21 protein-coding genes and 1 tRNA gene are annotated in these 21,054 nt (G+C 71.7%); 16 read left to right on the top strand and 6 right to left on the bottom strand.

Features of this window, described 5'->3' with window-relative positions:
* Nucleotides 1-65 precede the first annotated feature (65 nt).
* The 5 genes from moaC to LE548_RS24960 all read left to right on the top strand — a co-directional run bounded on the left by moaC (nucleotide 66) and on the right by LE548_RS24960 (nucleotide 3,321).
* Nucleotides 66-578: a cyclic pyranopterin monophosphate synthase MoaC gene (gene moaC / locus LE548_RS24980; protein ID WP_225099184.1), complete on the top strand. Its 513-nt coding sequence runs from the start codon at nucleotides 66-68 to the stop codon at nucleotides 576-578.
* Complete coding sequence (locus tag LE548_RS24975) at nucleotides 575-1,111, top strand: molybdenum cofactor biosynthesis protein B (RefSeq protein WP_225099183.1); 537 nt, start codon at nucleotides 575-577, stop codon at nucleotides 1,109-1,111. The genes moaC and LE548_RS24975 overlap by 4 nt, the downstream gene beginning before the upstream one ends.
* A 20-nt stretch (nucleotides 1,112-1,131) precedes the next feature.
* The gene (locus LE548_RS24970; RefSeq protein ID WP_225099182.1) at nucleotides 1,132-1,764 is read left to right on the top strand and encodes a GNAT family N-acetyltransferase; all 633 of its coding nucleotides are present in this window, start codon (nucleotides 1,132-1,134) and stop codon (nucleotides 1,762-1,764) included.
* 172 nt (nucleotides 1,765-1,936) lie between these two features.
* Nucleotides 1,937-3,154 (top strand): gephyrin-like molybdotransferase receptor GlpR, encoded by a 1,218-nt coding sequence (gene glpR, locus LE548_RS24965; RefSeq protein WP_225099181.1) that lies wholly within the window; start codon nucleotides 1,937-1,939, stop codon nucleotides 3,152-3,154.
* Between the two features lie 93 nt (nucleotides 3,155-3,247).
* A tRNA-Ala gene (locus tag LE548_RS24960) sits at nucleotides 3,248-3,321 on the top strand.
* A 47-nt stretch (nucleotides 3,322-3,368) separates the two neighbouring features.
* On the opposite strand, the gene LE548_RS24955 is transcribed toward LE548_RS24960, so the two are convergent.
* Entirely contained in the window at nucleotides 3,369-3,845 is a 477-nt protein-coding gene (locus LE548_RS24955; RefSeq protein WP_225099180.1) for a GNAT family N-acetyltransferase, read from the bottom strand.
* A gap of 145 nt (nucleotides 3,846-3,990) precedes the next feature.
* On the opposite strand from LE548_RS24955, the gene LE548_RS24950 reads away from it, so the two are divergent.
* Complete coding sequence (locus LE548_RS24950) at nucleotides 3,991-4,794, top strand: exodeoxyribonuclease III (protein WP_225099244.1); 804 nt, start codon at nucleotides 3,991-3,993, stop codon at nucleotides 4,792-4,794.
* Here the strand turns inward: LE548_RS24950 and LE548_RS24945 are convergent.
* Nucleotides 4,791-5,411: a MerR family transcriptional regulator gene (locus LE548_RS24945; protein WP_225099243.1), complete on the bottom strand. Its 621-nt coding sequence runs from the start codon at nucleotides 5,409-5,411 to the stop codon at nucleotides 4,791-4,793. The two genes, LE548_RS24950 and LE548_RS24945, sit on opposite strands and share 4 nt — an antisense overlap.
* Nucleotides 5,412-5,599: 188 nt before the next feature.
* Between LE548_RS24945 and LE548_RS24940 the strand changes: the two genes are divergently transcribed.
* The 4 genes from LE548_RS24940 to LE548_RS24925 all read left to right on the top strand — a co-directional run bounded on the left by LE548_RS24940 (nucleotide 5,600) and on the right by LE548_RS24925 (nucleotide 9,293).
* Nucleotides 5,600-7,141: an NAD(P)/FAD-dependent oxidoreductase gene (locus LE548_RS24940; protein WP_225099179.1), complete on the top strand. Its 1,542-nt coding sequence runs from the start codon at nucleotides 5,600-5,602 to the stop codon at nucleotides 7,139-7,141.
* Nucleotides 7,138-8,091: an alpha/beta fold hydrolase gene (locus LE548_RS24935; RefSeq protein ID WP_225099178.1), complete on the top strand. Its 954-nt coding sequence runs from the start codon at nucleotides 7,138-7,140 to the stop codon at nucleotides 8,089-8,091. Before LE548_RS24940 ends, LE548_RS24935 begins: the two co-directional genes overlap by 4 nt.
* Nucleotides 8,088-8,972 (top strand): SDR family oxidoreductase, encoded by an 885-nt coding sequence (locus tag LE548_RS24930; protein WP_225099177.1) that lies wholly within the window; start codon nucleotides 8,088-8,090, stop codon nucleotides 8,970-8,972. Before LE548_RS24935 ends, LE548_RS24930 begins: the two co-directional genes overlap by 4 nt.
* A 93-nt stretch (nucleotides 8,973-9,065) precedes the next feature.
* The gene (locus tag LE548_RS24925; RefSeq protein WP_225099176.1) at nucleotides 9,066-9,293 is read left to right on the top strand and encodes a hypothetical protein; all 228 of its coding nucleotides are present in this window, start codon (nucleotides 9,066-9,068) and stop codon (nucleotides 9,291-9,293) included.
* A gap of 129 nt (nucleotides 9,294-9,422) precedes the next feature.
* On the opposite strand, the gene LE548_RS24920 is transcribed toward LE548_RS24925, so the two are convergent.
* Nucleotides 9,423-12,779 carry a S41 family peptidase gene (locus LE548_RS24920; RefSeq protein WP_225099175.1) on the bottom strand — a complete coding sequence of 1,119 codons (3,357 nt, stop codon included), beginning with the start codon at nucleotides 12,777-12,779 and terminating at the stop codon, nucleotides 9,423-9,425.
* Between the two features lie 164 nt (nucleotides 12,780-12,943).
* Between LE548_RS24920 and LE548_RS24915 the strand changes: the two genes are divergently transcribed.
* The 6 genes from LE548_RS24915 (at nucleotide 12,944) to LE548_RS24890 (ending at nucleotide 18,707) form a co-directional block, all read left to right on the top strand.
* Nucleotides 12,944-13,552, top strand: a complete 609-nt coding sequence (locus LE548_RS24915) for a TetR/AcrR family transcriptional regulator (RefSeq protein ID WP_225099174.1) — start codon at nucleotides 12,944-12,946, stop codon at nucleotides 13,550-13,552.
* A 103-nt stretch (nucleotides 13,553-13,655) separates the two neighbouring features.
* Entirely contained in the window at nucleotides 13,656-15,881 is a 2,226-nt protein-coding gene (locus LE548_RS24910) for an MMPL family transporter (RefSeq protein ID WP_225099173.1), read from the top strand.
* 137 nt (nucleotides 15,882-16,018) lie between these two features.
* Nucleotides 16,019-16,531, top strand: coding sequence for a YbaK/EbsC family protein (locus tag LE548_RS24905; RefSeq protein WP_225099172.1), 513 nt, complete (start codon nucleotides 16,019-16,021; stop codon nucleotides 16,529-16,531).
* Entirely contained in the window at nucleotides 16,528-17,373 is an 846-nt protein-coding gene (locus LE548_RS24900) for an EamA family transporter (RefSeq protein ID WP_225099171.1), read from the top strand. Before LE548_RS24905 ends, LE548_RS24900 begins: the two co-directional genes overlap by 4 nt.
* 83 nt (nucleotides 17,374-17,456) lie before the next feature.
* Nucleotides 17,457-18,353 carry an NAD(P)-dependent oxidoreductase gene (locus LE548_RS24895; RefSeq protein ID WP_225099170.1) on the top strand — a complete coding sequence of 299 codons (897 nt, stop codon included), beginning with the start codon at nucleotides 17,457-17,459 and terminating at the stop codon, nucleotides 18,351-18,353.
* Nucleotides 18,354-18,431: 78 nt separating this feature from the next.
* Nucleotides 18,432-18,707 carry a DUF1876 domain-containing protein gene (locus LE548_RS24890; RefSeq protein ID WP_225099169.1) on the top strand — a complete coding sequence of 92 codons (276 nt, stop codon included), beginning with the start codon at nucleotides 18,432-18,434 and terminating at the stop codon, nucleotides 18,705-18,707.
* A 45-nt stretch (nucleotides 18,708-18,752) separates the two neighbouring features.
* Here LE548_RS24890 and LE548_RS24885 read toward each other — a convergent pair whose 3' ends face one another.
* From LE548_RS24885 to LE548_RS24875, 3 genes are all read right to left on the bottom strand, one after another.
* On the bottom strand, nucleotides 18,753-19,922 hold the full coding sequence (locus LE548_RS24885) for a serine hydrolase domain-containing protein (RefSeq protein WP_225099168.1): 1,170 nt from the start codon (nucleotides 19,920-19,922) through the stop codon (nucleotides 18,753-18,755).
* An 83-nt stretch (nucleotides 19,923-20,005) separates the two neighbouring features.
* Nucleotides 20,006-20,452, bottom strand: coding sequence for an organic hydroperoxide resistance protein (locus LE548_RS24880; protein WP_225099167.1), 447 nt, complete (start codon nucleotides 20,450-20,452; stop codon nucleotides 20,006-20,008).
* A 107-nt stretch (nucleotides 20,453-20,559) separates the two neighbouring features.
* Complete coding sequence (locus tag LE548_RS24875) at nucleotides 20,560-21,054, bottom strand: MarR family transcriptional regulator (RefSeq protein WP_225099242.1); 495 nt, start codon at nucleotides 21,052-21,054, stop codon at nucleotides 20,560-20,562.

The raw sequence follows: 21,054 nt of genomic DNA, 5'->3' as shown, positions 1-21,054 counted from the left end.
CGTGGCGCGCACAACAGGCCCGTGCACCGCACCGCGACGGGCCCGGACCGGGAGCGGCACACAGCATGACTGAGTCTTTCCGGGGGGAGACCTCCGGACCCGCTGCGCAGGACGGCCTGACGCACATCGACGAGGCGGGCGCCGCCCGCATGGTCGACGTGTCCGGGAAGGACGTGACCGCGCGCACCGCCCGCGCCAGCGGCCGGGTCCTCGTCTCACCCCGCGTGGTCGAGCTGCTGCGTGGCGAGGGGGTACCCAAGGGGGATGCCCTCGCCACCGCGCGAATCGCGGGGATCATGGGTGCCAAGCGCACCCCGGACCTGATCCCGCTGTGCCACCCGTTGTCGGTGTCCGGTGTGAAACTGGACCTGTCGGTCGCGGACGACGCCGTGGAGATCCAGGCCGTCGTGAAGACGACGGACCGCACGGGCGTCGAGATGGAGGCCCTCACCGCCGTGACGGTCGCCGCGCTCACCGTGATCGACATGGTGAAGGCGGTCGACAAGGGAGCGGTCATCACGGACGTACGGGTGGAGGAGAAGACGGGCGGCAAGTCGGGCGACTGGAGCCGGGCATGACACTCGACGCATCGGCCGGGGGCGCGCTGCTCGCGTCGTACAGCGCCCTGGTCGTCACCGCCTCCAACAGGGCTGCCGCCGGGGTCTACGAGGACAAGGGCGGCCCCCTGGTCGCCGACGGCCTCAAGAGCTTCGGCTTCGCGGTGGACGGACCCCAGGTCGTCCCGGACGGGGACCCTGTGGAGGCGGCCCTGCGCGCGGGGGTCGACGCCGGGTACGACGCCATCGTCACCACCGGCGGCACCGGCGTCTCGCCGACCGACCGCACACCCGAGGCGACCCGCGCGGTGATCGACTACGAGGTGCCGGGCATCGCGGAGGCCATCCGGGCATTCGGCCGGGAGAAGGTGCCGACCGCCGTGCTGTCCCGGGGTCTGGCCGGGGTGGCGGGCCGGACCCTGATCGTCAATCTGCCGGGCTCCACGGGCGGGGTGAAGGACGGCCTCGCCGTACTGGAGCCGCTGCTGGTCCACGCCGTCGACCAGATCCGCGGCGGCGACCACCCCAGACCCACGGGCGGGGGTGCGAGCTGAACAGCCTTTCCTGGCCTGTCGTGCTGGCGGACGGCGATGTCGTCCTCCGGCCGATAAGGCTGCGCGACCAGCGGGCGTGGCGCGAGGTGAACCGGCGCAACCGGGACTGGCTGCGCCCCTGGGAGGCGACCATCCCACCGCCCACGCCCAGCGGTCCGGTCGTGCACCGGCCGACCTATCGCCAGATGGTCCGGCACCTGCGGTCGGAGGCCAACGCGGGCCGGATGCTGCCGTTCGTCATCGAGTACCAGGGGCGGCTCGTCGGGCAGTTGACGGTCGCCGGCATCACCTGGGGGTCGATGTGCTCGGGGCATGTCGGCTACTGGGTGGACGAGGCGGTGGCCGGGCGCGGAGTGATGCCCACGGCCGTCGCGCTCGTGGTGGACCACTGTTTCCGTACCGTCGGGCTGCACCGCATCGAGGTCTGCATTCGCCCCGAGAACCGGCCCAGCCGCCGGGTCGTGGAGAAACTCGGATTCCGTGAGGAGGGGCTCCGGCCGCGCTATCTGCACATCGACGGTGCCTGGCGCGACCATCTGGTCTTCGCACTCACTGCGGAAGAGGTGCCCGACGGGTTGCTCGCGCGCTGGCAGCGGGCACGCTCTCAGCGGGATCCGTCGCGGAATCCTCCCGCCCAGGCCCCGGGAAATTGAATATATGTTCGAAATTGATCGGATGCTGACCGTCTCGGGGCATTGAATTCGCGGGTTGGGAGGCTCTCTGATCGCATCGATCGCAAAAAATGCTGGAAATATCAGCCAGATCGTGCGACACACCGGCCCAATTGGCGGATGGCCTCACGCAAACCCCTCTACCGTGTGAGGCGTGAGCAGCAGCGGCCTCATCTACGCAGTCATTGTCGGGGCCTGGGCCGCCTACTTGGTGCCGATGTGGCTCCGTAGGCAGGACGAGCTGAACGAGGCCCGTCCGACGGAACGCTTCAGCACCGCCATCCGGCTGCTGTCCGGACGGGCGGGTATGGAGCGCCGATACGCCAGGGACCTGCGGGCACGCTCCGCCCAGGAGGGGGAGCCGGACGCCGGCGATCCGGACGCCGCCACCGACTCGGTGGACGTCCGGGCCTTCGCCATGCCTCCGACCCGCCGTCAGGTGCACGCGGACACCGGGCCCGAGGCACCCGGGAGAGCGGAGTCGGCACGCGAACAGGCAGCTGCGCCGGCGCCCAAGTCCGGGTCCGTGCCGGCGCAGAAGCGAGTGCCGTCCGCGCGGGATGTGTCCGCGGCACAGACAGCCGCGGCGCGTGCCAGGCGCACAAAGGTCCTCGCGCGCCGCCGGCGCACCACGGTGGTGCTCTTCTTCGCCTTCACGCTGGGCGCGATCGTCGCCGCTGTCGGGGGACTCGCCTTCCTGTGGGTGCCCGCCGTGCCGGCCGTCCTGCTCAGCGGGTACATCGCGTACCTGCGCTCCCAGGAGCGGCGTCGCTTCGCCTACCAGATGGACCGCCGGCGTGCCGAGGTCGCGGCGCAGCGGCTGCGGGAGCGCCAGCCGCGTCGGCGGGCGCCTCTCGATGCGAGCGCCGGCGCGGACGAACCGGAGGAGGCTCCGGAGGCCGGGACGGACGCCGGTCTCTCGGCGCTCGCTGCGGACCGGCGGGCCCTGGTCGAGCAGACCGACCACGCCGAGTGGGTCGACCAGCAGCGTGAGCGGCAGCGCCGGCCCGGCGGGGACAGCTGGGACCCGGTGCCCGTGCCCCTGCCGACCTATGTGACGGCGCCGGTCGCGCCGCGGGCCACGTCCGACGTGGATCTGGGGGCGCCCGACACGTGGAGCTCGGCGCGCTCCAGTTCGGTCGCTCCGGAGCACGAGGCGGCCCACGCGCCGGAGGGCGAGGCGGGCGAGGAGGTGTCCGCGGCGGAGGGCAAGCCGGCGGGCGGGCGCAGTGACGCGCTCCCCCATGCTCGAAAGCGCTCGCGCGGGGGGACCCCCGGCGCCGCCTCCGCGCGCCGGGCGCGCGAGCGCGGACGCACGCCCCTGTTCGATCAGTACGAGGACGGCGACCGCCCGCGCGCGGCCAACGAGTGACGGCCGTCACGCCGCTGGAAGCCCGCCTCTGACCAGTCAGGGAGCGGATTTCCAAGCACCCCGATGGGGATGCTAGAGTTTCACTCGTTGCAAGGGCCTGTGGCGCAGTCCGGTAGCGCACCTCGTTCGCATCGAGGGGGCCAGGGGTTCAAATCCCCTCAGGTCCACGCAGCATGAAGCCCCAGTCGGCAAGCCGACTGGGGCTTCAGCTCGTTCACAGCCTCTTGGCGAAGCAGCGGCTCTCCTCGTGATGGCGGTAGTAGCCGAACTTGGCGCACGGCTCGTAGCCGCAGGAGGTGTACAGGGCGATGGCCTCCGGCTGTTTGGTGCCGGTCTCCAGGACCATGCGGCGCCGGCCGGCCGCGCGGGCGTCCTCCTCCAGGGCCGCCAGGATTCGGCGGGCCAGGCCCCGGCCGCGCATCTCGGCTATGACGAACATGCGCTTCAGTTCGGCGTCGCCGTCCTCGTTGCCCTCCTCGTTGCGGTCCTGGCTGCGCCAGCCGCCGGTGGCCACGGGGCGGTCGAACTCGTCGTACGCGATCAGGTAGACGCCGCCCGGCGGGGTGAAGTCCGCCGTGTCGAGGACGGTGGCGTCGCCGTCGTCGCCGTAGCGCTCGGCGTACTCGGCCTGGACCTCGTCGTTGAGTTTGACGGCGTCGGGGTGATCGAAGCGGACGGGACGTATATTCATGCCGGGTATCGTACTTCTATGCAGCCGCTGGGGCGGACGGTGGGCGGACTCGGACCAGTGTGCCGGTATCGTGCCCTGGTGCTGACTGTGACCTCGGGCCATGTGCCGTGAAGCCGAGGTCCGCCGTGAGGTCGAGGAGAGTGCTTTGCTGACGGTGACCTCGGTGAACGTGAACGGGCTGCGGGCCGCCGCCAGGAAGGGCTTCGTGGAGTGGCTCGCCCGGACGGACGCGGACGTCGTCTGCCTGCAGGAGGTGCGCGCCGAGCCGCACCAGCTGTCCGACGAGGTCCGGGAGCCCGACGGCTGGCACGTCGTGCACGCCCCGGCCGCCGCCAAGGGCCGCGCGGGCGTCTCCCTCTACACCCGGCGCGAGCCGGACCGCGTCCGGGTCGGCTTCGGTTCGGCCGAGTTCGACGGCAGCGGGCGCTACGTCGAGGCCGACCTGCCCGGCGTCACGGTTGCCTCCCTCTATCTGCCCTCCGGCGAGGTCGGCACCGAGCGGCAGGACGAGAAGGTCCGCTTCATGGACGTGTTCCTCGTCCATCTCAAGGAGCTGCGCGCGCGTGCCGCCGCCGACGGGCGTGAGGTCGTCGTCTGCGGCGACTGGAACATCGCCCATCAGCAGGCCGACCTCAAGAACTGGCGCGGCAACACCAAGAACTCCGGCTTCCTGCCCGAGGAGCGCGAGTGGCTCGGCCGGGTGTTCGCCGCCGAGGAGGGCGGTTACGTCGACGTCGTGCGCGCGCTGCTTCCCGAGGCCGAGGGGCCGTACACCTGGTGGTCGTACCGGGGGCGGGCCTTCGACAACGACTCGGGGTGGCGCATCGACTACCACGTTGCCACGCCCGGACTCGCCGGCAAGGCCGTCAAGGGGTTCGTGGAGCGCGCGGCCACGCACGCCGAGCGCTGGTCCGACCATGCGCCGGTGACCGTCGTCTACGACATCTAGTTCCGCTTGCTGATCCGCCGGTCCAGCGCCAGCGACAGCTCCGCCTCCACCACGCTGCGGGCCAGCGGGCGCAGGCGGTGGAGGTCCTCCTCGGGGGCGTGGCGCAGGATCAGCGTGGTGAAGAGTTCTGCGAGGACATCGGCGTGTTCGCGGACGCGCGCGCCGGCCGCGAGGACCTCGCCGAGCGGGATGCCCTCGCGGACCAGGGCGGAGGAGACGTCCAGCAGGCGGCGGCTGATGTGGACGATCTCGTCGCCGTCGGTGCCCAGGTAGCCCAGTTCCATGGCGGCGGCGAGGTTCTCGGGGGTGACCTCGCCCTCGAAGCGGGCGGCGAGTTCCTCGGGGGTGAGGCGGACCGGCTCCTCCTCGGTAGGGGTGCCGACGCCGAGCAGGTCGGCGACGTTCCGGCCCTGGTCGAGGGCCTCCGCGAGTTCCGCGATGCCGTTCAGTGTGTGGCCGCGCTCCAGCAGGGCCGCGATGGTGCGCAGGCGCGCCAGGTGGTGGTCGTCGTACCAGGCGATACGGCCCTCGCGCCGGGGCGGCGGGATCAGTTTGCGCTCCCGGTAGAAGCGCAGGGTGCGCACGGTGATGCCGGCGAGCCGGGCCAGCTCCTCCATGCGGTACTCGCGCCCTGCCCGCGGCCGTGCCTCCGGGTGTTCTGCGTCCTCTGCCACGCCCGCAGCCTATGTTGTACCGCCGGTAACTTGTCGCCCCTGACCCCTACCGCTCGGTACGGAGCTGCTCTACAGTCCCATTGCGCCAGTGTTCACTGGCAGAGTCGAAGGCGATGCGTGGAGGCTTCGGGATGGCCGAGCACGAACATGTACGGGTGGCGGTGATCGGGTCCGGGTTCGGCGGGCTGGGGGCCGCCGTGCGGCTGCGCCGCGAGGGGATCACCGACTTCGTCGTCCTGGAGCGCGCCGACAGCGTCGGTGGCACCTGGCGGGACAACAGCTACCCCGGGTGCGCCTGTGACGTGCCCTCCCACCTCTACTCCTTCTCCTTCGCACCCAACCCCGACTGGCCGCGCACCTTCTCCGGGCAGCAGCACATCCGGGCGTACCTGGAGCACGTCACCGATGTCTTCGGGCTGCGCCCGCACATCCGTTTCGACTCCGAGGTCAAGCTGATGAGCTGGGACACCGGGAACCTGCGGTGGACCATCGAGACCACGCGCGGCACGCTCACCGCCGACGTCGTCGTCTCCGCCACCGGGCCGCTGTCCGACCCGAAGATCCCCGAGATCCCGGGACTTGAGTCCTTCCCCGGCAAGGTGTTCCACTCCGCCCGCTGGGACCACGACTACGACCTGGGCGGCAAGCGTGTCGCCGTGGTCGGCACCGGTGCCTCCGCCATCCAGATCGTGCCCGCGATCCAGCCGCAGGCCGGCCGGCTCACCCTCTTCCAGCGCACGCCGCCGTGGGTGATGCCCCGCGTGGACCGCGCCATCAGCGGAGCCGAACGCCGGCTGCACCGGTTGCTCCCCTTCACCACCCAGGCGCGGCGCGGGCTGCTGTGGGGCATCCGGGAGCTTCAGGTCCAGGCGTTCACCAAGCACCCCGACGAACTCGGCCTGGTCGAACTGCTCGCCAAGCGCAACATGGCCCGCGCCATCAAGGACCCGGCCCTGCGCGCCAAGCTCACCCCCGACTACCGCATCGGCTGCAAGCGGATCCTGCTGTCCAGCGCGTACTATCCGGCGCTGGCCAGGCCGAACGTGGACGTCGTCGCGAGTGGGCTGAGCGAGATCCGCGGCTCGACGCTCGTCGCGGCCGACGGCACCGAGGCCGAGGCCGACGCGATCGTCTTCGGTACCGGCTTCCACGTCACAGACATGCCGATCGCCGAGCGGGTGGTCGGCGCGGAGGGCATCACGCTCGCCGAGTCCTGGAAGAACGGCATGCAGGCGCTGCGCGGCGCCGCCGCGGCCGGGTTCCCGAACTTCATGACGATCATCGGGCCCAACACCGGCCTCGGGAACTCCTCCATGATCCTCATGATCGAGTCCCAGCTGAACTACATGGCCGACTATCTCCGTCAGCTCGACGTCCTCGGCGGCCGCACCGCCCTGGACGCCCGGCCCGCCGCCGTCGAGTCCTGGAACCACAGGGTCCAGGAGCGCATGAAGCGGACCGTGTGGAACACCGGCGGCTGCACCAGCTGGTACCTGGACGCCGGCGGCCGCAACACCACCATCTGGCCCGGTACGACGTCCGAGTTCCGCAGCGCGACCCGGCGGGTGGACCTGGGGGAGTACGAGGTCCTCCGGAAGACCGACAGCACGTCGGCCGGTACGGCCGTGCGGACGACGGTGGCCGCCGCGCCGCGGAGCGAGGGTGCCGCATGAGCCGGTCCGCCCCCGCCCCCGCCCCCGTCGCCGACGGCCGCTACACCCCGCCCGCTCCCTCCCGTGAACTCACCGTCGTCTCCGCCGACGGCGCGCGGCTGCACGTCGAGGTGCACGGGCCCGAGAACGCGCCCCCTGTCGTCCTCTCCCACGGCTGGACCTGCTCGACCGCCTTCTGGGCGGCGCAGATACGGGACCTGGCGGCCGACCACCGGGTGATCGCGTACGACCAGCGGGGGCACGGGCGCAGTCCCGCGAGCTCCGCGTGCACCACTCGCGCGCTGGCGGACGATCTCGAAGCGGTGCTCGCGGAGACGCTCGCACCCGGTGAGAAGGCGCTGATCGTCGGCCACTCCATGGGCGGGATGACCATCATGGCCGCGGCCACGCGCCCCCGCTTCCGGGAACACGCGGCCGCCGTCCTGCTGTGCAGCACGGGTAGTTCGGGGCTGGTCGAGGAGTCGCGGGTGGTGCCGATGCGCGCCGGGCGGGTGCGTACGTGGCTCACAGGGCGCATTCTCGGTTCGCGCGCCCCGCTCGGGCCGGTCACGCCGGTCGCGAAGAGCATCCTCAAGTACGCCACCATGGGCGCCGGTTCCGCCCCGCACATGGTGGAGGCCTGCGCGCGGATCGTGCACGCCTGCCCACGCGGCGTACGGCACGCGTGGGCCGGTGTACTCGCGGCGCTCGATCTCGACCACGGCGTACGGGAGTTGCACGCGCCCACCGCGGTGGTGCACGGCGCGTCCGACCGGCTCACACCCCCTGTGCACGCCCGCGCGCTGGTCGCCGCGCTGCCGAAGTGCGTCGGTCTCACCGAGCTGACCGGCGTCGGGCACATGTCCCCGATCGAGGCTCCCGACCTGGTGACCGGCCGGATCCGGGAACTCGTCACCACGTACGTCACCGAACACGGTTCCACCCCGGCGCAGCTCAAGGAGGGCGCATGAGCAGGGTCAGCCTCGAAGGACAGGTCGCGGTCGTCACCGGAGCGGCGCGCGGCGTCGGTGAGCTGCTGGCGCGCAAGCTCTCGGCGCGCGGCGCGCGGGTCGCGCTGGTCGGGCTGGAGGAGGAAGCCCTCAAGGAGGTGTCCGGGCGGCTGCACAGCGACAGCGCGTACTGGTACGCCGACGTCACCGACCACGAGGCGATGAGCCGGGTCGCGCGGGAGGTGAAGGAGCGGTTCGGGAAGGTGGACATCGTGGTCGCCAACGCCGGTGTGGCGACGGGCGGTCCGTTCATCGACTCCGATCCGCAGGCGTGGCGGCGGGTGATCGAGGTGAACCTGATCGGGTCGGCGGTCACCGCGCGGGCGTTCCTGCCGGTGCTGGTCGAGAGCCGGGGTTATCTGCTGCAGATCGCCTCGCTCGCCGCGATCACCCCCGCGCCGATGATGACGGCGTACTGCGCCTCCAAGTCGGGCGTGGAGGCGTACGCGCACAGTCTGCGCGCCGAGGTCGGCTACCAGGGCGTGCGCGTCGGCGTGGGCTACCTGTCGTGGACCGACACCGACATGGTGCGCGGCGCCGACCAGGACGACGTCATGCGGGAACTGCGGCAGCGGCTGCCCTGGCCGTCGAACAAGACGTACCCGCTCGGCCCCGCCGTGGACCGGATCGTGGCCGGGATCGAGCGCCGCTCGGCGCACGTGTACGGGCAGTGGTGGCTGCGCGGGATGCAGGGCGTGCGCGGATATCTGCCGGCGCTCATCGGGACCGTCGGGCAGCGCGAGATGCAGCGGTTCGCGCCCCGCTTGCAGGGGATGCGCTCGGGGCTCGTGGGCGCGGGCGGGGCGGCCGACGAAGCGGCGCGCGCTACGCACCGTAACTGATCCACATGCGCTCCGTCGCGGCCCGTGTGAATCTGGTCGAGGCCCCACCAAGGGGCCGATTCCCCCACTCACTCACCACAGGAGTGAACCCACATGGGTATGAAGGACCAGACGCAGGGCAAGGCCAACGAGATGAAGCAGCAGGCCAAGCAGGCCAAGCAGGCCGGTCAGCAGCGCGGTCAGCAGGGTCAGCAGCAGCGCGGCCGGCAGGGCCAGCAGCCGCAGGGCGAGCGTGGCCGCCAGCCGCACGAGAACCTGCGCGACATCGAGGACACGGAGCGCGAGATGGAGGACCGGTTCGACCGGGACTACGACGCGTAACCGCTGCGCTCGGCTTTGACCGATCGGCGTGGGGCGCCCTTCCTTGTGGAGGGCGCCCTGCGCTGGGTTCCGGGGTGGTCTACCGACCCCTCGCCTGGGGTGGTCTGCTGGCCCCTCGTCCGGGGTGGTCTACCGGCCCCTCGGGGGGAGTTTCGGACGGGCCCTGTTCGGGGCGTCGCTGTAGTCCGGGGGAATGGCCGCGGGAGCGGACTCCAGGAGCTCCAGGGCCAGTTGGATGGCATCGTCCATCTGGGCGTGGCGGCCCTCGGCCCAGTCCAGGGGGGTGCGCATGATCTCCAGGTCGGGGGCGACGCCGTGGTTCTCCACGGACCAGCCGTAGGCGTCGAACCAGGCCGCGTTCATCGGGACCGTGATGACCGTGCCGTCGCCCAGGCGGTGGCGGCCGGTCATGCCGACCACTCCGCCCCAGGTGCGGGTGCCGACCACCGGGCCGAGTTGCAGCAGCTTGAAGGCGGCCGTGATCATGTCGCCGTCCGACGACGTCGCTTCGTCGGCCAGCGCGACCACCGGGCCGCGGGGCGCGTTCGAGGTGTACGACACCGGTTGCGCGTCCCTCGTCAGGTCCCAGCCGAGGATCGTCCGGGTCAGTTTCTCGATGACGAGTTCGCTGATGTGCCCGCCCGCGTTGCCGCGCACGTCCACGATCAGCGCGGGCCGGGACACCTCCATGCGCAGGTCGCGGTTGAACTGGGCCCAGCCGGAGCCGCCCATGTCGGGGATGTGCAGGTAGCCGCACTTGCCGCCGCTCAGCTCCCGTACCACCTCACGGCGCTTGGCGACCCAGTGCTGGTAGCGCAGCGGCCGGTCGTCGACGAGCGGGACGACCGCGACCCGCCGGGGCCGGCCCGCCTCGCCCTCCGCCGGGGTGAACGTCAGCTCCACGGTCGTCCCCCCGGAGCCGGCGAGCAGCGGATACGGCCCGGTCACCGGGTCGACCGGGCGGCCGTCGACGTGGGTCAGCACGGCGCCCTCGCGGATGCCCGTGCCGGCCAGCGGTGAGCGGGCCCGGGAGTCGGAGGAGTCGCCGGGCAGGATGCGCCGGACGGTCCAGCCGGCGTCACGGTGGACGAAGTCGGCGCCGAGGAGGCCCTGCCGACGCTGGTAGTGCGGCGGGCCCTCGTTGCGGCGGGCCGCCGTGACGTACGCGTGCGAGGTGCCCAGTTCGCCGAGGACCTCCCGCAGCAGATCCGCGAACTCGTCGGGGGAGGCGACCCGTTCGACCAGCGGGCGGTACTGGCCGAGCACCGCGTCCCAGTCGATGCCGCACATGCCCGGGTCCCAGAAGTAGCCGCGGATGATGCGCCCCGCCTCCTCGTAGGCCTGGCGCCATTCGGCGGGCGGGTCGACCTCGTGCAGGATGCGCCGCAGATCGATCCAGACGGTCGTGTCGCCGTCGCCCATCTCCGTGGAGGGCACTGCCCGCGGCTCGCCCTCGTCCACGACGACCAGCCGGGTGCCGTCGCCGCTCACCGCGAACCAGTCCAGATGGTCGACCAGTTCGGACTTCTTCGCCTTGGTGATGTTGAAGTACTCCAGGGTCGGCCGACCGCTGACGTCGGCCGGGTTGGCGAAGGTCTCGCCGAGCGCGCCGGAGATCGGCCAGCGCAGCCAGATCAGGCCGCCGCCCGCGACCGGGTACAGCGCCGAGTACTTGGAGGCGATGACCGGGAACGGGGTGACCCTGTTCTCCAGGCCCTCCACCTCCACGGTCACCGTGCCGGCCTCGCCGGTCTCCTCGTCCTCGGCCGGGTCCAGCCCGCCGGCCGCCGGGCGGCCCTCGGGGGTCAGGGCGAAGGGGGAGGGGGTCGCCGAGCTCAGCGGGACGAGGTACGGGCGGCAGCCGAGCGGGAAGGAGAGGTCGCCGGTGTGGACGTCGTACACCGGGTCGAAGCCGCGCCAGGAGAGGAAGGCGAGGTAGCGGCCGTCGCGGGTGAAGACGGGGTTCTCGTCCTCGAAACGGCCGTTGGTCACGTCCACGATCAGCCGGTCCTTGATGCGGGCCAGTTTGATCTGGCGCAGGGAACGGCCGATGCCCGGGTGGGACCAGGTGAGCCAGGCGCCGTCCGGCGAGAAGGCGAGGTCACGGACGGGGCCATTGATGGAGCGGATCAGCTCGGTCACCTGCTCGCCGACAACGGCGACATCGGTGACACCAGTGACACCAGTGACACCAGTGACACCAGTGTCTACAGAATCAGAGTCACCGGACTCACCAGCTTCCCCCGACTCACCGCCGACGTCTGCCGTTTCCGGCTCCTCCGCCACATCGATCAGCAGCAGCCGTCCGTCGTGCGACGCGATGGCGAGCCGTTCGCCGAGTGGGTCGGAGACCAGCTCCAGGACCCGCCCCAGTTCCCCGGAGGCCAGCCGGCGCGGGGCGCGGTCGCCGGACGCGCGGGGGAGCTGGGCGATCTCGACGGCGTCCTCGCCCTCCGCGTCGGTGACGTACGCGACCTGCCCGGTCGTGCCCAGCATCTCCGGCAGCCGGACCCGGACCCCGGGCGTGTCGGCGATCGTACGGGCGGGGCCGTCGCGGTGGGTGAGCCAGTACAGGCTGCCGCGTACGACGACGGCGCTGGCCCGGCCGGTCTCGTCCACAGAGATGCCGTCGACGTTCTGCGCGGCCGGCACCTGGTAGCGGCGGCGCCCGGTGGCCGGCCCGGCGAGCCGGACGTCGAGCTTGTGCGGCACGCCGCCCGGGGAGAAGTCGTCCACCAGCCACAGGTCGCCCGCGCACTGGTAGACCACACGGGTGCCGTCGGTGGAGGCGTGCCGGGCGTAGAAGGCGTCGTGGTCGGTGTGCCGGCGCAGGTCGGTGCCGTCGTACGCGCAGGAGTAGAGGTTGCCGACACCCTCGTGGTCGGAGAGGAAGGCGACGCGGCCGGCGACGAACATGGGGCTGGCCAGATGGCCGCCGATGTCCGGTACGAGCTGCTGCCCGTGCAGCCAGAGGCGGCCCATGGCGCCGCCGCGGTAGCGCTTCCAGGAGGCCGGTTCGTGCGGCGGGGTGCCGGTGAGCAGGAGGGTCTTGTGCCCGTCGGCGAGGTCGGCGACCTGGATGTCGGTGACCGGGCCCCAGGGCAGCCGCGCGCCGGGGTTGCCGTCGGTGGGGACCTTGTAGGCCCAGGTGAAATAGGAGAAGGGCTGGCCGTGGGAGGCCACGGCCAGGATGTCCCCTTCCGGGGTCCAGCCGCAGACCTGCGTGTCGGAGCTGCCCCAGTACGTCAGCTGCCGTGCCGGGCCGCCGTCGACGCCGACGAGGTGGATCTCGGGGTCGAGGCTGCGCCACGTCGTGTACGCGATATGGCGGCCGTCGGGCGAGAAGCGCGGGTGGCCGGTCTTGGTGCGGTCCGCCGTGAGGCGCCAGGCGCGGCCCGGGGAGTCGAGGGGGGCCAGCCAGAGGTCGTCCTCGGCCACGAAGCACAGGAGGTCGCCGCAGAGGTGGGGAAGGCGCAGATAGCTCACCTACTCATGCTTTTCCGCTCAAACGGCACCAGCAACTTGTGTGGCTTATGGAAACCGAACAACCGTGACCCAACACACGTACGAAACGGTTTCGTTTCGCATGCTCTCAGGGTATGTTCATGGTGTACGAAACAGGAGGCCGTCGGAGCCGGAAGGTGAGTGGCATGACCGAGGTCGTCGCAACGGGGCGTCGCAGTCGGATCACGCCCGAGCGTGAGGCCGAGCTGTACGAGGCCGTGCTCGACCTGCTCCGGGAAGTCGGCTACGACGCCCTCACCATGGACGCCGTGGCCGCGCGCACCAAGTCCAGCAAGGCGACGCTCTACCGCCAGTGGGGCGGCAAGGCCGAGCTGGTCGCGAAGGCGGTGCGGCACCGCAAGCCGGGCGGTATCGGCCTCGACGAGATCGACACCGGGTCGCTCAAGGGCGACCTGCACGCTCTCACCCTGCGCTCGGACGACTGCGAGATGGAGCAGAACTCCGCCCTGATGCGGGGTCTGGCCATGGCGGTGCACAGCAACCCGGACCTCCTGCGGGCGTTCCGGGACCATCTGATCGAGCCGGAGTTGGCGTCGTTCCGCCGTGTGGTGCAGCGGGCCGTCGACCGGGGTGAGGTCCAGGCGGACAACCCGGCGATCGGGTTCATGATGCACATGATGCTCGGAGGGTTCGCCGCCCGCACCATGATCGACGAACTGCCACCGACGCAGGCCTTCCTCATGTCGTACATCGACGCCGTGGTCCTCCCCGCCCTCGGCGTTTCCACCGACTGATCTCTCTCCCCAGCAAGCCCACCATCTGACGTCACCGCTCACGTCGTCGGGCTGACCACCCCTGCCCTGATCAACCCAACGACCTGACCGGGAGTACGCCTCCATGGCCACGTTCCTGTACCGACTCGGCCGTCTCGCCTTCCGGCGACGGCACTTCGTCGCCCTCATATGGGTGGCGCTGCTGGTCCTCGCCGGGGTGGGCGCCGCCTCCGCGCCGGCTGCCGGCAGCACCTCCTTCTCGATCCCCGGTACCGAGGCGCAGAAGGCCTTCGACCTGCTGGAACAGCGCTTCCCGGGGATGAGCGCCAACGGCGCCACCGCGCGCGTCGTCTTCAAGGCGCCGGCCGGCGAGAAGATGACCGACGCCGGCAACAAGTCGGCCGTCGAGAAGACCGTCAAAGAGCTGAAGAGCGGCTCCGAGGTCGTCTCCGTCGCCGACCCCTACGCCGGGCACGCCGTCAGCAAGAACGGCTCGATCGCCTACGCCTCGGTGAAGTACAAGGTCTCCGGCATGGAGCTGAAGGACTCCTCCAAGAACGCCCTGAAGGACGCCGCACAGCACGCACGCGACACCGGGCTGACCGTAGAGATCGGCGGTGACGCGCTGACCGCGGCCCCGTCGACCGGCTCCAGCGAGATCATCGGCATCGCGATCGCCGCCGTCGTTCTCGTCATCACCTTCGGCTCGCTGCTCGCGGCCGGGTTCCCGCTCCTCACCGCGATCGTCGGCGTCGGCATCGGCGTCTCCACGATCACCGCGCTCGCCAGCGCCCTGAACCTGGGCTCCACGACCTCCACCCTGGCCTCGATGATCGGCCTCGCCGTCGGCATCGACTACGCCCTCTTCATCGTCTCCCGCTACCGCGCCGAACTGGCCGAGGGCCGCGAGCGCGAGGAAGCGGCCGGACGCGCCGTCGGCACGGCCGGCTCGGCGGTGGTCTTCGCGGGCCTGACCGTCGTCATCGCCCTGGTCGGCCTGTCGGTCGTCAACATCCCGATGCTGACCAAGATGGGCATCGCGGCGGCGGGCACGGTCGCCATCGCCGTCCTGATCGCGCTGACGCTGATCCCGGCGCTGCTCGGCTACGCGGGCCGCAGGATCAAGCCGATGGGCGAGAAGAGCAAGCTGCTCGGCGGCGGCCGTCCGCCCAAGAACCCGGGCCGCCCCAACATGGGCACCCGCTGGGCGAGCTTCGTCGTACGGCGCCCGGTGGCCGTCCTGCTGCTCGGCGTGATCGGCCTCGGCGCGGCGGCGGTCCCGGCCGCCTCGCTCCAGCTCGGCCTCCCGGACGACGGCGCCCAGCCGACCTCCACCACCCAGCGCCGCGCCTACGACCTGCTCTCCGAGGGCTTCGGACCGGGCTTCAACGGCCCGCTGATGATCGTCGTCGACGCCAAGGACAGCCACGACCCGAAGGCGGCCTTCACCAAGGTCGGCGACGAGATCAAGGGCATGAAGGACGTCGTCACGGTCACCCCGGCCGTGGCCAACAAGGCCGGTGACACCGCGACCATCACGGTCGTACCGGACTCCAAGCCGTCCGCCAAGACCACCGAGGACCTGGTGCACGCCATCCGCGACAAGGGCGCGGACATCAAGCGGCAGACCGACTCCAAGGTCCTGGTCACCGGCTCCACCGCGATGAACATCGACTTCTCGCAGAAGCTGAACGACGCGCTGCTGCCGTACCTGGCGCTGGTCGTGGGCCTGGCCTTCCTCCTCCTGATCGTGGTCTTCCGCTCGATCCTCGTCCCGCTGAAGGCGGCCCTCGGCTTCCTGCTCAGCGTGACGGCGGCCCTGGGCGCCGTGGTCGCGGTCTTCCAGTGGGGCTGGCTGTCCGGCCTGTTCAACGTCGAGGAGACCGGCCCGGTCATGTCGATGATGCCGATCTTCATGGTGGGCGTCGTCTTCGGCCTCGCGATGGACTACGAGGTCTTCCTCGTGACCCGGATGCGGGAGGCGTTCGTCCACGGCGAGAAGCCGACCCAGGCCGTGGTGACCGGCTTCCGGCACGGGGCGCGGGTCGTGACCGCCGCGGCCGTCATCATGATCGCCGTCTTCTCCGGCTTCATCGGCTCCAGCGAGTCGATGATCAAGATGATCGGCTTCGGCCTCGCGATCGCCGTCTTCTTCGACGCGTTCATCGTCCGCATGGCGATCGTCCCGGCGGTGCTCGCCCTGCTCGGCAAGCGGGCCTGGTGGCTGCCCAAGTGGCTCGACCGCGCGCTGCCCAACGTCGACGTCGAGGGCGAGGGCCTGCGCACGCTGTCCTCGGCGGACGGCAAGGACGCCGATCCGGACGAGGAGAAGGAGCTGGTACGCGCGTGACGTACCGCTTGTAGTCCAGAAGGACTACAAGGGCCGGCCGGTGAGGGATCCGTGGGGACAGGGCACCCTCACCGGCTTCTTTCCGCGTCCGTGAAAACCTCGTGAGCGCGGCCGGAACGATGCCGTAGCGTGCCCGCATGACGACGACCGCCACTGACACCGGAGCCTCCGGAGCCAACCCCCGGTTCGCCGAAGCGATGCGGGCGCTCGGCCTGGCCGACGTCCTCGCGCGGACCCGGCGGTTCCCGGAGGCCACCCGGACCGCCGCCGAGGCCGCCGCCGCGATCGGCTGCGAGCTGAGCCAGATCTGCAAGTCGCTGGTCTTCGCCGCCGACGGCGTCCCGGTGCTCGTCCTGATGGACGGCGCCTCGCGTGTGGACGTGGAGCGGGTGCGCGAGGAACTGGGCGCGGGGAAGGTCACCCGGGCCGACGCCGGTGTCGTACGCGAGACCACCGGGTACGCCATCGGCGGCGTCCCGCCCTTCGGGCACCGCACGCGCACGCGTGTCCTCGCGGACCGCTCGCTGCTCGCGCACGACGTGGTCTGGGCGGCGGCCGGAACGCCGTACACCGTCTTCCCGATCGAGCCGGCGGCGCTCGTGACCCATGCCGGCGCCGCCGTGGTGGACGTGCGCGAGCGAAGCGCGTGACGCCGCTCGTCACGGCCGCCGTCCTGTGCGCCGCCGTGACCCACGCCGGCTGGAACGCCATCGCGCACCGCATCACCGACAAGCTCGTCGGGTTCACCCTGATCTCCGGGGGCGGGGTGCTGATCGGGCTCGCCGTGGCGCCGTTCACAGCGCTCCCGGCCGGGCCCGCCTGGCCGTACCTGCTGGTCTCGTCGGTCGTGCACATCGCCTACTACGCCCTGCTGATGACGTCCTTCCGGCTGGGCGACTTCGGGCAGGTCTATCCCCTCGCGCGCGGCTCCGCGCCGCTGGTCGTCACCGTGCTGGCGGCCGTGTTCGCGCACGAGGTGCCGGGCGGCTGGGCGCTGGCCGGGATCGCCGTGTCCTGCGTGGGGCTCACCGGTGTGAGCCTGTGGGGGCTGCGCGGCAGCCGGCCGCACTGGGCGGCGATCGGCGCGGCCCTGGCGACCGGCCTGACGATCGCCGCGTACACGGTGATCGACGGCCTCGGCGTACGCGCCGCGCACTCCCCGCTCGGGTACATCGCCTGGCTCATGGCCGTCCAGGGCGTCGTCATCCCGGCGTACATGTACGCACGCGCGCGTGCCGACACGGTCCGGCTGCTCCGCCCGTACGCCGCCCTCGGCCTCCTCGGCGCCACCCTGTCCGTCGCCGCGTACGCCCTCGTCCTGTGGGCCCAGACCCGCGCCGAACTCGCCCCCGTCGCCGCTTTGCGCGAATCCTCGATCATCGTCGGCGCCGCGATCGGCGCGGTGTTCTTCAAGGAGCGCTTCGGTACGCCGAGGATCGCGGCGGCGGGACTGCTGGTGGTGGGGATCGGGTTGATGCTGCACGCCGGGTAGGGGTGTGGTGGGTGGTGGGTGTTGGGTGGTGGGTGGTTACGAATGATCAGTTCGATCCCACGACGTGAGAGGCAGGGCCGTTCATGACCGGCAAACCGACCGTCAGTGTGCTGGGCACCGGCATCATGGGGGCCGCCATGGCCCGCAACCTGTGCCGGGCCGGGTTGGAGGTGCGTGTCTGGAACCGGACACGGGAGAAGGCCGAGCCGCTCGCCGCCGACGGCGCCCGGGTCACCGGCACGCCCGCCGAGGCCGTCGAGGGCGCCGACGTCGTCCTGACGATGCTCTACGACGGGGCGACCGCACTGGAGACCATGCGCGACGCCGCCCCGGCGCTGCGCCCCGGCATGGTGTGGGCGCAGTGCACCACCGCGGGGATCGACCTGCTCACCGACCTGGCCGCCTTCGCCCGCGAACACGGACTCGTCTTCTACGACGCCCCCGTCCTCGGTACCCGCCAGCCCGCCGAGGCCGGTCAGCTGACCGTGCTGGCCGCCGGGCCCGAGGAGGGGCGGGCGGCGGTCACACCCGTCTTCGACGCGGTCGGCGCGAAGACCGTGTGGACCGGGGACGACGGTGCGGCGGGCAGCGCCAGCCGGCTGAAGCTGGTCGCCAACAGCTGGGTGCTGGCCGCCACCGCCGCGGCCGGTGAGGTCCTCGCCCTCTCCCAGGCCCTCGGCGTGGATCCGCAGGGTTTCTTCGACCTCATCGAGGGCGGCCCGCTCGACATGGGCTACCTGCGGGCCAAGGCCGCGCTGGTGCTCGACGGCAAGCTGTCCCCGCCGTCGTTCGCGGTGGCCACCGCCGTGAAGGACGCCCGGCTGATCGTGGCGGCGGGCGAGCACGGGGGCGTACGGCTCGACGTGGCCGCCGCGACCGCCGAACGGCTCGCCCGCGCCGCGGCCCAGGGCCACGCGGACGAGGACATGGCTGCCGCGTACTTCGCCAGCTTCGGGGAGAAGAGCGGGGAGGGCGCGTAGGGCGCGTCGCGTCGTCGACATGACGGGCCGGGGTGCTGGGGCGCACCCTGGAAGCAGCGGTTCTCGGAGGTGATCGTCATGATGCACACAGCTGTGGGATGGCATGTCGAGCTGGAGTTCACGGAGGATGATCAGCACACGCGCGCTGCGGCGCTGGTGCGTTTGCCCGACGGCACTGAGGTACGGGCGCACGGCCACGCCACCCGGCACCGCGTCGACCCCAACCAGCCCCGGGTCGGCGAGGAGATCGCCGGTGCACGTGCCCTCAACGAACTGGCCATGCAACTGCTGACCAAGGCTCATGGGGAGATCGACGCGGAGTCCGGGCGGACCTCGCATCCGATCAACGTGTGACACCGTTTGGGCGCGCGCCCCGGCGTGAAGTCCTGGGCGTGCGCCCTATGCGAGTGCCGTGCGCAGCGCTCGAACCAGGGCCTGGGCCCTCGGGTCCGCCGTCACGCTCTTCCTGAAGCCGTTGGTGACGTAGCCGAAGGAGACGCCGGTCTCCGGGTCGGCGAAGGCGAGGGCGCCGCCCCGGCCCGGGTGGCCGAAGGAGCCGGGGGAGAGGAGCGGGGACGCGGCGCCGTGCAGCATGTAGCCGAGGCCGAACCGGGTGCCCACCACCAGGACCCGGTCCTGGCCTCCCGACTGCTCGGCGCGGGCCAGCTCCGTCGTCTCCGGGGTGAACAGACGCATGCCGCCGTCCACCTCGCCGATGAGTGAGGCGTAGAAGCGGGCCAGCCCGTCGGCGGTGGCGATGCCGTTGGAGGCGGGCAGGGCGGCCGCGCGGTAGTCGGGGTCGTTCTCGTCGGGCAGCGGGGTGATCGCGGCGAACGCGCGCCGGGTCAGGGAGTCCGGGTCGGCGTAGGCCTCGGCCACCGCGCGCTTGGGGCGCGTCTTCAGGGCGCCCGCGGCCTCGGGCGCCTCGACCGGTCCGACGCGGCCCACGCGCGCGTGCTCCGACTCCGGCAGGCCGAGCCACAGATCCGCGCCGACGGGTGCGGCGATCTCGTCCGCGATCCACGCGCCGACCGGACGGCCGGTGACCCGCCGGAGCAGTTCGCCGGTGAGCCAGCTGTAGGTCTGGGCGTGGTAGCCGTGGTCCGTGCCCGGCTCCCACACCGGCGCCTGCGCGGCGACCGCCGCGGCGCCCAGGTCGGGGTCGGCGGCCTCGGCCGGGGTCAGCGGGCGGTCCAGCACGGGTACGCCCGCGCGGTGGGCGAGCAGGTGCCGGACGAGGGTGTGCTCCTTGCCCGCCGCCTTGTACTCGGGCCAGTACGTGCCGACCGGGGCGTCCAGGTCCAGCTCGCCGCGCTGGTGCAGGAGCAGCAGCGCGGCGGCGGCGACACCCTTGGTGGCGGAACGCACGATCTGCGCGGTGCCGTGCTCCCAGGGGCCCTCGCCGGCCGTGCCGTCGACGTCCTTCGCGCCTGCCCACAGGTCGACGACCCGGTGCCCGTCGCGGTACACCGCGACGGCCGCGCCGCGTTCCCCGAGCAGCGCGAAGTTCGCGGCGAACGCCTCCCTGACCGGCTCGAAGCCCTCGGCCACAGTGCCGTTCACGTCCACGTCCGCCGTCCTTTCCCACACCGTCCCATCGCCTGCGACAGTGCGTGCAACACCGGCCACGCGCCTGTGATTCCTTGGTGGGATCAGCCCAGCAGAATCGTTACGTCGATGTTGCCGCGCGTCGCGTTGGAGTAGGGGCAGACCTCGTGCGCCGCGTCCACCAGCTTGGCCGCCAGGTCGGCGTCCAGGACCGGCAGGGAGACGCTGAGGGCGACCGCGAGGCCGTAGCCGCGCTGCTTGTTCGGGCCGATGCCGACCTTCGCGGCCACCGTGGAGCCGGTCAGGTCGTAGCCCGCGCGGTTGCCCACCAGGATCAGCGCGTTGTGGAAGCAGGAGCTGTAACCGGCCGCGAACAGCTGCTCCGGGTTGGTGCCGTTGCCGTCGCCGCCCAGCTCCGGAGGCATCGCGACCTGCAGCGCGAGCCGGCCGTCCTGGCTGGTGACAAAGCCGTCCCGGCCGCCGTGGGCGGTGGCCTCGGCGACGTACATGATCTTCGTCGGACGGGTGTCGACGGCGGAGTCCTCGGTCATGGCCGGCCTTCCACAGAACAAGTGGCGCACAAATACATCGTGCACAAGGTACTGGCCGGTAGGTCAGTGGACGCGGGCAGGGGTGGGCAACCGCGGGTAACGCGAGCTCAGTGACCTCGGCGCCGGTCGGCCGCGGTGTCGGCGCGCTCGGTGAGCTGCCACAACTCGGCGCGCAACCGTGCCACCTCCTGGGCGCTGAGCCCCGTCGTGGAGAGCAGTGCGCCGGGCACGCGCGCCGCGCGCTGCCTGAGTCCCTCCGCGCGCTCGGTGCATGCGATGAGCACAGCGCGCTCGTCGTCCGCAGCGCGCTCCCTGCGCACCAAGCCCGCCCCCTCCAGCCGTTTCAGCAACGGCGAGACGGTCCCGTAGTCCAGGCGCAGGGCGCGCGCCAGTTCTTTCACGCTGGTCTCGCCGTGCTCCCAGAGGACCAGCAGCACGAGGTACTGGGGGTAGGTGAGCCCGAGGTCGTCCAGAAGTGGACGGTACGCGGCGGTCACGGCGCGCTGTGCCGCGTACAGCGCGAAGCACAGCTGATCGTCCAGCAGCAGCGACCCGGCGGCCTCTTCGTCGTCTCGGTCGTCTTGAGGCGTCACGCGCCCCAT

Origin of the sequence: Streptomyces sp. CoH27 (genome assembly GCF_020181035.1) — a bacterium.
In the GTDB taxonomy this organism is placed as follows: Bacteria; Actinomycetota; Actinomycetes; order Streptomycetales; family Streptomycetaceae; genus Streptomyces; species Streptomyces camelliae.
The sequence above is the reverse complement of the archived record's forward strand: the minus strand, read 5'-3'. Positions and strand labels throughout refer to the sequence as shown.